Origin of the sequence: Kitasatospora sp. NPDC059571 (genome assembly GCF_042735675.1) — a bacterium.
Lineage (GTDB): Bacteria > Actinomycetota > Actinomycetes > Streptomycetales > Streptomycetaceae > Kitasatospora.
In genome coordinates, this window is record NZ_JBHWBW010000279.1 from 1 (window position 1) to 10,153 (window position 10,153).

11 protein-coding genes are annotated in these 10,153 nt (G+C 77.7%); 6 read left to right on the top strand and 5 right to left on the bottom strand.

The features are described 5' to 3' along the window. Positions 1-269: 269 nt before the first annotated feature. Together ACFV0G_RS25870 and ACFV0G_RS25875 are read left to right on the top strand one after the other, a co-directional pair. On the top strand, positions 270-794 hold the full coding sequence (locus ACFV0G_RS25870; protein ID WP_380552580.1) for a SigE family RNA polymerase sigma factor: 525 nt from the start codon (positions 270-272) through the stop codon (positions 792-794). Beyond that, positions 787-1,809, top strand: a complete 1,023-nt coding sequence (locus ACFV0G_RS25875; RefSeq protein WP_380552549.1) for a hypothetical protein — start codon at positions 787-789, stop codon at positions 1,807-1,809. The genes ACFV0G_RS25870 and ACFV0G_RS25875 overlap by 8 nt, the downstream gene beginning before the upstream one ends. A 57-nt stretch (positions 1,810-1,866) precedes the next feature. Here the strand turns inward: ACFV0G_RS25875 and ACFV0G_RS25880 are convergent, their stop codons facing one another. Beyond that, positions 1,867-2,637, bottom strand: a complete 771-nt coding sequence (locus ACFV0G_RS25880) for an SDR family oxidoreductase (RefSeq protein WP_380552552.1) — start codon at positions 2,635-2,637, stop codon at positions 1,867-1,869. A 138-nt stretch (positions 2,638-2,775) separates the two neighbouring features. On the opposite strand from ACFV0G_RS25880, the gene ACFV0G_RS25885 reads away from it, so the two are divergent. The 3 genes from ACFV0G_RS25885 to ACFV0G_RS25895 all read left to right on the top strand — a co-directional run bounded on the left by ACFV0G_RS25885 (position 2,776) and on the right by ACFV0G_RS25895 (position 4,745). Then, positions 2,776-3,609, top strand: a complete 834-nt coding sequence (locus ACFV0G_RS25885; protein WP_380552555.1) for a helix-turn-helix transcriptional regulator — start codon at positions 2,776-2,778, stop codon at positions 3,607-3,609. A 51-nt stretch (positions 3,610-3,660) separates the two neighbouring features. Then, complete coding sequence (locus tag ACFV0G_RS25890; RefSeq protein ID WP_380552558.1) at positions 3,661-4,446, top strand: SURF1 family protein; 786 nt, start codon at positions 3,661-3,663, stop codon at positions 4,444-4,446. A gap of 95 nt (positions 4,447-4,541) precedes the next feature. Beyond that, positions 4,542-4,745, top strand: coding sequence for a hypothetical protein (locus ACFV0G_RS25895; protein WP_380552562.1), 204 nt, complete (start codon positions 4,542-4,544; stop codon positions 4,743-4,745). A gap of 447 nt (positions 4,746-5,192) precedes the next feature. Here ACFV0G_RS25895 and ACFV0G_RS25900 read toward each other — a convergent pair whose 3' ends face one another. The 4 genes from ACFV0G_RS25900 to ACFV0G_RS25915 all read right to left on the bottom strand — a co-directional run bounded on the left by ACFV0G_RS25900 (position 5,193) and on the right by ACFV0G_RS25915 (position 8,871). Continuing rightward, entirely contained in the window at positions 5,193-7,028 is a 1,836-nt protein-coding gene (locus ACFV0G_RS25900) for a prolyl oligopeptidase family serine peptidase (protein ID WP_380552565.1), read from the bottom strand. Positions 7,029-7,108: 80 nt separating this feature from the next. Beyond that, positions 7,109-7,939 carry an MFS transporter gene (locus ACFV0G_RS25905; protein WP_380552568.1) on the bottom strand — a complete coding sequence of 277 codons (831 nt, stop codon included), beginning with the start codon at positions 7,937-7,939 and terminating at the stop codon, positions 7,109-7,111. Then, on the bottom strand, positions 7,852-8,478 hold the full coding sequence (locus tag ACFV0G_RS25910; protein ID WP_380552571.1) for an MFS transporter: 627 nt from the start codon (positions 8,476-8,478) through the stop codon (positions 7,852-7,854). Before ACFV0G_RS25910 ends, ACFV0G_RS25905 begins: the two co-directional genes overlap by 88 nt. Before the next feature lie 30 nt (positions 8,479-8,508). Further along, positions 8,509-8,871, bottom strand: a complete 363-nt coding sequence (locus ACFV0G_RS25915) for a nuclear transport factor 2 family protein (protein ID WP_380552574.1) — start codon at positions 8,869-8,871, stop codon at positions 8,509-8,511. 137 nt (positions 8,872-9,008) lie between these two features. On the opposite strand from ACFV0G_RS25915, the gene ACFV0G_RS25920 reads away from it, so the two are divergent. Then, on the top strand, positions 9,009-10,153 hold a 1,145-nt coding region (locus tag ACFV0G_RS25920; RefSeq protein WP_380552577.1), incomplete at its 3' end, for an AAA family ATPase.

The window sequence follows — 10,153 nt, forward strand, 5'->3', positions numbered from 1 at the left end:
GACTCTGGAACCGCCCCTGCACATGCGCGGGCGCACTGTCGGCGACGTACGCGGTGGACACGATTCCTCCCGATCCTGCCGGGACATTCCGCCGGAATCCCCCCACCATCCCGCTGGAGGCCCCGTCCTCCGTACGGAAGAATGTCTGGCCGTCCGGGCAACCATGACGGGGGATCGAGTGTCCAACAGGCGTGTCGAACGTGATCGAGGCGGTGCCGGTGGCAGCGCTGCCACTGCGGCTGCCGGTTCGCCGGTCGGCCGATAACCGGATGGGCTCGGCTGCGGCGGCGGACGCGACGGGGGCCAGCGTCGACCTGCTCACCGAGACGTACCAGGCCCACTACCGGTCGCTGCTGCGCCTTGCCGCGCTGCTGCTGGACGACCTGTCGTCGTGCGAGGACGTCGTCCAGGAGGCGTTCATCCGGGTGCACGCCGCCCGGCGCCGGGTGCGCGAGCCGGAGAAGACCCTCGCCTACCTGCGGCAGACCGTGGTCAACCTGTCCCGCTCCACCCTGCGCCGGCGGATCCTGGGGCTCCGGCTGCTGCCGAAGCCGATGCCTGACATGGCCAGTGCAGAAGAAGGGGCCTACGATGCGCTGGAACGCGACGAGTTGAGGATCGCGCTGCGCGGTCTGCAGCGCCGCCAGCGGGAGGTGCTCGTGCTGCGCTACTACGCCGATCTGACGGAGGCCCAGGTCGCCGAGGTGCTGGGCGTCTCCATCGGTTCCGTGAAGGCGTACGGCTCGCGCGGACTCGCCGCCCTGCGCGTCCTGATGGGGAGCAGCCATGACTGACGACCTGTCGGCCGAGGGCAGGGCCGAACACGAGCTGCGCGACCTGTTCCGGCAGTCCGTCGCCGCGGTGGAGCCCGACCCCGCCGGCCTGACCCGGCTCCGCGCCGCCGTGCCGCGCCGCCGCGCCCGGCACCGCTACACCTGGACGGGCGCCGCAGCCGTGCTGCTCGCCGTCGCGGCCGTGCCGGCGCTGCACGCGGTGCAGCCGTTCCCCTTCTCCGGCGGCCCGGCCGCCAGCGGCGCCGACGCCTACCACGGGGCCGCCACCGCCGCCGGAACGCTCCTCGGCACTCCGGAGGGGCCGCACAGCTCGCGGCACCCCGCCCAGCCGGGCAGCACGGGCGGCGCCGTGCCGACCGCAGGGCCGTCCGCCGACACCGGCCCCTCGGCCGGGCCGTCCGCCCCCGCCGTCACGGTGCCCGACTGCGTACGGGCCGACCTCGGCCGGGCCGACGCGCACGTGGAGGCCGCCGACGCGGCCGGGAACGTCTACGGGTTCTTCACCGTGCGCAACACCTCGGCCCGGCGGTGCGGGCTGACCGGTGCCGGCACGGTCGTGGTCACCGCCGCCAACGGCGCAGACCCGGCCCGGGTCAAGGTCGCCGACCACACCGCCGGCGACCCGGCCACCGCCCTGCCCGCGCCGACCGCCCAGCCCGGCCCGCTGGTGCTCGGGCCCGGCGAGGGGTACCGGGTGCGGTTCGGCTGGGTGCCGGAGGGCACCTGCCCGAGCAGCCCGTCCGACGTCAAGGCCGGTCCCTCGCTGGCCGCGGGCGCCGGCCAGGCGTCCGCGGACCCGGCGCCCGTCGCCGCCGCGGATCCGAGCTCCGGCCCGAGCCCCAGCGCCAGCCCGTCCGCCGCCCCGCCCGCGGTGACGGTCGCGCACACCCCGCAGGCGGGCGGCCCGGCCGCGGCCAGCACGGTGATCAGCGGCAGCTGCGGCGGCACGGTGTACCGCTCCGCCCCGGAGGCCGTCCCGGTCGAGCCCGCCTCCGCGACGCCCGCCGCGGGCTGACCTCGGGCCGCCCGCGCCGGTCCGGTCGGTAGCGCGCACGGGGCGGCGGATGGCCGGTCAGGCCTGCCGGGTGGGCAGCACCACGATCTGCCGCAGGTTCACCCGGGGCGGCCGCCCGACCGCGTAGGCCACCAGGTCGGCGACGTCCTCGGCCGCCAGCGGGCCGATCGCCTCGAACATCGCGCCGATCTGGCCGTCCGGGCCGAGCGCCGGGTTGTCGACGTGCGACGCCAGCTCGGTGTCGGTCAGACCCGGCTCGATGTTGGTCACCCGGACGTCGCGCGGCCCGAGCTCGCTGCGCAGCGAGGCGGCCAGGTGCGTCAGTGCGGCCTTGGTGGCGCCGTACACCGCGTAGTTGGGGAAGACCACGTGCGCGCCGATCGAGGAGACGGTGACCAGGTCGGCGGCGGAGCCCGCGGCGGCGGCCGCCACCAGGTCGCCGGTGAAGGCCCGGACGGTGCGCAGCACGCCGGTGACGTTGGTGTCGATCATCCGCGTCCACTCGTCGATCCGGCCGTCGTGCAGCGGGTTGGGCAGCATCACCCCCGCCGCCGCGACCACCAGGTCGACCCGGCCGAGAGCGGCGCCGACGAGCCCGGCGGCGGCATCGACGGACGCCTGGTCGGTGAGGTCGGCGACGACCGGCAGGGCGCGGCCGCCGGCTGCGGTGATCTCCTCGGAGAGGTCCTTCAGCCGGTCCTCCCGGCGGGCCAGCAGGGCGACGGCGGCGCCCTGGGCGGCGAGCGCCCGGGCGGTGGCCGCCCCGATGCCGCTGGCGGCTCCGGTGACGACGGCGGTGCGGCCGGCGAGCGGGGTGGACGAGGTCATGGCGGGCTCCGGTTCCGTGCGGCGGATCTGCTGTCGTCCACCACGCTGCCGCCCGCCGCCGGCGTACGGCAGGGCGACGGTTTTCCTGGGTTTGCCGGAACCACCCTCAGGACCGGCCGGCCGCCGTAGGGTCGCGGTATGGGCGAACGCATATCCGGTGGGTCCGATCAGCTGGGCGACTTCCTGCGCTCCCGGCGCGCCCTGGTCCAGCCCGAGGAGGTCGGCCTGCCGGTCTTCGGCCGGCGCCGCCGGGTGCCGGGGCTGCGCCGCGAGGAGGTGGCGCAGCTCGCCGGGGTGAGCGTCGACTACTACGTCAGGCTGGAGCAGGGCCGCGGCCGGGGCGTCTCCGACGGCGTGCTGGACGCGGTCGCGCGGGTGCTGCGCCTGGACGCGGTGGAGCGGGCCCACCTGGCCGACCTGGCCCGGCCGGAGCGCCGCCCGGGACCGCCCGACGCGTCGGTCGTCCGGCCGGGCGTGCGGATGCTGCTGGACACCCTCGCCGGTCCGGCGGTCCTGCTCGGCCGCTGCATGGACGTGCTCGCCTGGAACGCGGCCGCCGAGGAGCTGTACGGCCTCGCCGGCCGGCCGGAGCGCGACCGGAACATGGCCCGGCACGCCTTCACCGATCCGCTGGCCAGGACCTTCTACGCCGACTGGCCCGCGGTCGCCGCCGACACCGTCGCCTATCTGCGGCTGGAGGCCGCCCGCCGCCCCGCCGACGGCCGGCTCGCCGCACTGGTCGACGAGCTGGCGGCCGGCTCGCCCGAGTTCCGGGCGCTCTGGGCCGAGCACCGGGTCCGGGAGAAGACCCACGGCCGGAAGGTCTTCCGCCGCCCCGACGGCAGCCTGCTCGACCTGCCGTACGAGACGCTGGTGCTGCCCGGCGACCCCGACCAGCTGCTGGTGGCGTTCACCGCGCCGGTGCCCGCCGGAGAGCCCCGTCCGCGGACGGGGGCCGCCGCCGCGGTCTGACCCCGCGACCCTGCGGCCGGGGACGGTGCGGGGAGTGGTTACCGTGGTGGGGTGTACCGGTTCCTCCTGACCCCGCGCTGGATCGCCGCCTGCGCCGTCGGCGTCGCCGCGATCGTGGTCTGCCTGCTGCTCGGCTCCTGGCAGCTCGGCCGGTTCGAGGACCGGGTCGCCACCCACCGGGAGACCGCGGCGGCGGCCTCCGGCGCCGTCGTGGCGCCCGCGGCGCCGCTGACCGACGTGCTGACCGCGGCCCGGCCCGAGGTGGGCCTCGACACCGTCGGCCGGCAGGTCACCGCCACCGGCCGCTACGACACCGCCCACCAGCTGCTGGTGCCCGACCGGGCGCTCAACGGCCGGGCGGGCTACTACGTGCTGACCCCGCTGCGGACGGCCGACGGCCGGGCCGTCGCGGTGGTGCGCGGCTGGGCGCCGGGGACACCGGGTGCCGCTGCCGTGCCGGCCGCCCCGGCCGGGGACGTCACCGTCGCCGGGCGCCTGCAGGCACCGGAGACCAGCGGCAGCGGCGGCGCGGTGGCCGGCGGCCTGCCGGCCGGGCAGCTCGGCACGATCAGCCCGGCGACCCTGATCAACGTGCTGCCCTACCGGGTGTACGACGGCTGGGTGGCCGCCGATGCGGTGCCCGCCGGACTGACCGCGGTGCCGACGGTCGAGCCGGAGGGCGGCGGCGGGCTCACCCTGCGCGCCTTCCAGAACCTCGGCTACACGCTGGAGTGGTTCGTCTTCGCCGGCTTCGTGGTCTTCATGTTCTTCCGGCTGGTCCGCCGCGAGGCGGAGGCCGCCGAGGACCGGGCCCTGGGGCTGGACCCGGTCGGCTGACGCCTCTCCCGCGGTGCGGACCCGCTCAGCTCCTGCCGGGCAGCGGGCTGCGCGGCGCGGGCAGGGAGGGGGCCCTGCCCGGGCTCGGCGGCGCGGTGGACGCCCGGCTCGGCGTCGGCCCGCAGCTCCCGCCCGGGACCGGCGAGGCGGACCCCGTCCGGCCCGGCGACGGCGACGGGGACGGCGCGCAGCTCGGGCTCGGCGGGACGGCGAACGTCCAGCTCGGCGACGGCGCGGACCCGCAGCCCCCGGAGCGGCCGGTGGTCGTCCCGATGCCGCCGGTGGTCGTCGAGTGGTAGTGGTGCACCGTCGTCCGGCTGCTCTTGGACTTCTTCGAACTCCGGCCGGACTTGGACTTCGCCAGCAGCTGCGCCGAGACGTCCGCGCCCAGCAGCAGGCCGCCGCCGGCCGGGGCGCCGTCCTCGGCGCCGTCCTCCGCGGCGGACCCGGCCGGGGCGCCGGCCGCGCTGCTGCACGGGTCGTCGCTCTCGTCCGAGCAGGCCGGTGGGGGCAGGCGCAGGGGGAGGGGGGGGGGGCGGGGGCTAGCGGTTGGGGCCCCGGGGGGAGGGCGGGGCGGTGGGGGGCGCCGGGCCGGCGGGCCCGGGCGGGGGGGGCGCGCGGGGCGCGCGGGGGGGGGGGGGGGGGGGTGTGGGCTGGGGGGGCGGTGGGCGCGCCGCGGGCGGGCCCCCCCCCCCCCCCCCCCGCGGCCGTCGCGGCCAGCGCGGTGCGTCTCGCGGTGCGTCTGCTCATCCGTCTTCTCCCCCGTCGGGCCGGCCGGCGAGGTGCCGGCGGGCGAAGTCGATCTCCAGCCGGAGCTGCCTGATCCGCTCGTCGACCACCAGCGAGCCGTGGCCGGCGTCGTAGCGGTAGACCTCGTGCACCTTGCCGAGCTGCTCCAGGCGCCCCACGTAGTTCTCGATCTGGCGGATCGGGCAGCGCGGGTCGTTCAGGCCGGCGCTGATGTAGACCGGTGCGGTGACCTGCTCCACGTACGTCAGCGGGGACGAGGCGTGCCAGCGCTCCGGGACCTCCTCGGGGGTGCCGCCGAAGAGCGTGCGGTCGAGCGACTTCAGCGCCTCCATCTCGTCCGCGTAGGCGGTGAGGTAGTCGGCGACCGGTACCGCGGCCAGGCCGAGCGTCCAGTCGCCGGGCTGCACGCCCAGGCCGAGCAGCGTCAGGTAGCCGCCCCAGGAGCCGCCGGAGAGCACCAGCCGGGCCGGGTCGGCGAGCCCGGAGGCGACCGCCCAGGCGCGCACCGCGCCGATGTCCTCCAGCTCGATCAGCCCGACCCGCTCGCGCAGCGCGTCCGTCCAGGCCTGGCCGTAGCCGGTGGACCCGCGGTAGTTCACCCGGACGACCGCGAAGCCGTGGTCGAGCCAGGCGGCCGGGCCCGCTGCGAAGGAGTCGCTGTCGTGGTGGGTCGGACCGCCGTGGACCTCGAAGACGGTCGGGAACGGGCCGTCGCCGGCCGGCCGCTGCACCAGCGCGTGCACCCGCCCGCCCGGGCCCTCCACCCAGACGTCCTCCACCGGCACCGAGCCCGGCGGCACCGGCCCGGGCGCCCGCAGCACCACGGTGCCGGCCGTGGAGCGGACGGCCGAGGGCTCGGCCGCGGACGACCAGAGGAACTCCACCGTGCCGTCCGGCCGGGCGGTCGCCCCGGCCACCGTGCCGCGCGGGGTGTCCAGCCGGGTCAGTTCACCGCTCGCCAGCTCGTACGAGAACAGCTCGCTGCGGGCCTCGTACTCGTGCTCGATCAGCAGGGACCGCGCGTCCGGCCGCCACTGCGCCGAGAGGTCGCCGGGGAACTCCCGGCCCTGCTCGTCGCGGAGCTTCAGCTCGGTCTCGGTGCCGGCCACGACGTCCCACAGCACCGGCTCCCAGCGGCCGCTGCGCTGATGCGCGACCAGCAGCCGGGTGTCGCCGTCCGCCGGGGCGAAGCCGAGGCAGGCCACCCCGCGCGGGTCGTCCCGGCCGGTGACCTCGTCGAGCTCGGCGACCGTCGCACCGTCGGACAGCCGCAGCACCCGGATCGCCGAGTGCATGGCGTCGCCGTGCTCGGTGTGGTCGACTGCGAGCAGCGCCGCGTCGTGGCTGAGGTCGCCGACGCCGCCGTACTCGGCGTGGTGGTAGACCGTCTCGACCGCCTCGGCGCCCGGCCGCCGCAGGTACAGCGTGGTGCCCTCGTCGTCGGTGGAGGTGCCGACCACCACCGTGCCGTCGCGGCCGAGCGCCAGGCCGGCCGAGTAGGCGGCCGGCACCCCGGGCACCGCCTCCTCGTCCGGGCCGCCGGTGAACGGCTGGCGGCGCCAGACGCCGAACTCGTCGCCGTCGGTGTCGTCGAACCACCACACCCAGGCGCCGTCCGGGCTGAGCTCCGCATCGGTGGTGCCGTTCGGACGGGAGGTCACCCGGCGGTGGGTGTCGGCCACCCGGTCCCAGGCGTACACCTCGTACGTGCCGGTGGCGTTCGACACGTACAGCGCCCGCTCCGGGGCGTCGTCGGCCCAGTCCGGCAGGGACACCCGGGCCGCCCGGAACCGCTGCTCCCACGCCGGTGCGGCGCTCTTCTCCTCGCTCATCCCCCCATCCAACCCGATGCCCGGCACCCGGCGGAACGCCGCGGCGGTGCCGGGCTGCGGAACGCGCCGGGTCGCGGCGGTCAGGCCGCGTGCCGGGGGAGGAGCCGGACGAGCGCGGCGAGCACCAGCTCCAGGGCGGCCAGGGCCGCCACGCTGTGCCGGAACGCGGCCGCGACGTCCGCCGTGGCGAAGAACACCAGGCCGATCAGTGCGATGCCGAGCGCCCCGGCGACCTGCTGGACGGTGGCCACCACGCCCGAGGCCGAGCCGGCCAGCCGCGGCGGCACGGCGGCCAGCGCCACCGCGGTGAGCGGGGCCAGCGCCAGCCCCATGCCGAGGCCGTCGGCGAACAGACCGGGCGCCAGCCACCACACCGAGCCGGTCCCGGCCGCCGCCGCGGTGACCGCCAGCACGGCCAGTCCACCCGCCATCAGCAGGGCGCCCAGTGCCACCGCCCGGCGGCCGAGCCGGGCCGCGACCAGGTCCGCCCGGGTCGAGGTCAGCAGGTAGCCGGCCCCGATCGAGGTGAACAGCAGCCCCGAGCCGAGCGGGTCCAGCCCCCGGCCCTGCTGCAGATAGAGCGCCAGCACCAGGAAGAACGACGCCTGCCCGAGCCAGAACACCAGCTGCGCGAGCAGCCCGGCCGCGAACGCCCGGTGCCGGAACAGCCGCAGGTCCACCAGCGGCACCCCGCCGCCCGCACCCTGCCGGTGCTGGCGCCGGACGAACACCCCGGCCGCCGCCGCACTCGCCGCAAGCGAGGCCCACGTCCAGGCCGGCCAGCCGGCCTCCCGGCCCTGGATCAGCGGCAGCAGCAGGCCGATCAGCGCGGCCGCGGCCGACGCGACCCCGGCCGGGTCGGCGCCGGGCCGCCCGGGCGCCCGCGACTCCGGGACGCACCGGCCGACCACGGCCAGCACCGCCAGGCCGACCGGGACGTTGACCAGGAAGCAGGACCGCCGATCAGCTGCCCGAGCACCGCACCGACGCCCATCGTCAGCCCGTACCGGGCGAACGCCCTGGCCTGCGCCGGGCCCTCGTACGCCGTCCGCAGGATCACCAGCACCTGCGGGCCCATCAGGGCGGCCGCGCCGCCCTGCAGCACCCGGGCCGCGACCAGCACGCCGACCCCCGGGGCGAGTCCGCAGCCGGCCGACGCCGCGGTGAACAGGGCGAGCCCCAGCGCGAAGACCCGACGCCGGCCGTAGCGGTCGCCGAGCCGGCCGGCCGCTACCAGCCCGGCGGCCAGCGCCAGCGCGAACCCGGCCACCGTCCACTGCACGGCGGCCCGGCCGGCCCCGAGGCCGCTCTGCAGCGACGGCAGGGCGACATTGACCACGAACACGTCGAGCGAGGTCATGAAGGTGGCGGTCAGCACCACCGGCAGCAGGCCCCGATGGGCCCCGGCGGCCGGCCGCGGTGCGGCGGTGCGGACGACGGCGGTGCTCATCTCTCCTCCTCGGTACGGGAGCCGGGCGGGTCAGGCGCTCGGGATGCGGTCCAGGAAGCCGGCCACCGTCGCGACCAGTCCGGCGTCGTCCAGGGCCAGCACGTCGAAGCCGACCACCGGCGGCTCCTCGCCCGCCGGGCCCAGCCCCCAGGTGAACCGGGCCAGGTGGTGGTGCGCGTCGACCGGCCCGAGCGTGAACACGAAGCCGGGGAACTGCCCCTGCACCGCCTCGACCAGGGCGTCCAGCGCGGCCCGGCCGCAGGCGTCGGCCAGCGGGTCGGTGTAGCGCCCGTCCTCGGCCCAGACGGCCCCGATCAGCGCCCGGCGGCGGTCGCCGTCGGTCTCGTTCCAGATGGCGATGTACTGCTCCACGGTCTGCCGGATGTCGCTCATGCTGCGGTCCCTTCTCCTGCGCCGCGGGCCCTTCCCGCTGGTCCTGACGGTAGGCGCGGCGGGCGGCCGGCCGAATCGGTCGGCCATCGGCAACGGCCTACCGGTGTCCGGCAGATGAGGTGGGTAGGGTGGCGGACATGCTGTACGGCAGGGCGGGGGAGCGGGCGGCGGTCGAGGCACTGCTGGCGGGCGCACGGGAGGGCCGCAGTGGCGCCCTGGTGCTGCGCGGGGAGGCCGGCATCGGCAAGACCGCGCTGCTCGACGCGGCCGCCGAGGCGGCCGGCCCCGCGTTCCGGGTGCTGCGCGCGGCCGGCATCGAGTACGAGGCCGAACTCCCCTTCGCGGGCCTGCACCTGCTGCTCGCCCCGGCGCTGGACCGGCTGGCCGCCCTGCCCGAGCCACAGCGCCTGGCGCTGGCCGGCGCGTTCGGGCTGGCCGGCGGCGGGCCCGGCGACCGGCTGCTGCTGGGCCTCGCCGCCCAGGGCCTGCTCGCCGAACTCGCCTCCGAGCGCCCGCTGCTGTGCCTGGTCGACGATGCGCAGTGGCTGGACACCGCCTCCGCCGAGGCGCTGCTGATCGCCGCCAGGCGGCTCGGCGAGGAGGCCGTCGTGCTGCTCTTCGCCGCTCGCGACGGCGAAGGCGCCTTCCCCGCGGGCGGACTGGCGACCTTGACGCTGACCGGCCTGGCCGACGCCGACGCCGAGCGGCTGCTCCCGTCCGGCCTCGCCCCCGAGGCCCGCCGGCGGGTGCTGGCGGAGGCGCACGGCAACCCGCTCGCCCTCGCCGAACTGCCGGCCGCGCTCGCCGCCCGGCCCGGTGCGGCGCCCGGCGCCCTGCCGCTCCCGGACCGACTCCGGCTCGCCCTGCACGGGCGGCTGTCCCGGCTGCCGGCCGCCACCCAGGCACTGCTGCTGGTCGCCGCCGCCGAGGAGACCGGCGACCTCGGCACCGTGCTGGCCGCGGCCGCCCTGCTCGGCGCCGGCCCGGCCGACCTGCGGCCCGCCGAACAGGACGGCCTGGTCCGCGAGTCCGGCGGCGAACTGGCCTTCCGCCACCCACTGCTGAGGGCGGCCGTGCTCCAGCGGGCACCGCTGGACCAGCGGCTCGCCGCCCACCGCGCGCTCGCCGGTGCCCTGGACGGCGAGCCGGACGACGACCGGCGCACCTGGCACCTGGCGCTGGCCGCGACCGGCCCGGAGGCCGCGCGCGCCGACGCCCTGGAGCGGGCCGCCGACCGGGGCGGGCCCCCCGGGGGCGCCCCCCCGGGCGCCGGCCCCCCACA

Excerpts from the sequence above, each read along its gene's own strand:
- ACFV0G_RS25900 (WP_380552565.1), bottom strand. The coding sequence starts at position 7,028 with ATGAGCGAGGAGAAGAGCGCCGCACCGGCGTGGGAGCAGCGGTTCCGG.
- ACFV0G_RS25870 (WP_380552580.1), top strand. The coding sequence starts at position 270 with ATGGGCTCGGCTGCGGCGGCGGACGCGACGGGGGCCAGCGTCGACCTG.
- ACFV0G_RS25915 (WP_380552574.1), bottom strand. The coding sequence starts at position 8,871 with ATGAGCGACATCCGGCAGACCGTGGAGCAGTACATCGCCATCTGGAAC.
- ACFV0G_RS25910 (WP_380552571.1), bottom strand. The coding sequence starts at position 8,478 with ATGAGCACCGCCGTCGTCCGCACCGCCGCACCGCGGCCGGCCGCCGGG.
- ACFV0G_RS25880 (WP_380552552.1), bottom strand. The coding sequence starts at position 2,637 with ATGACCTCGTCCACCCCGCTCGCCGGCCGCACCGCCGTCGTCACCGGA.
- ACFV0G_RS25875 (WP_380552549.1), top strand. The coding sequence starts at position 787 with ATGACTGACGACCTGTCGGCCGAGGGCAGGGCCGAACACGAGCTGCGC.
- ACFV0G_RS25885 (WP_380552555.1), top strand. The coding sequence starts at position 2,776 with ATGGGCGAACGCATATCCGGTGGGTCCGATCAGCTGGGCGACTTCCTG.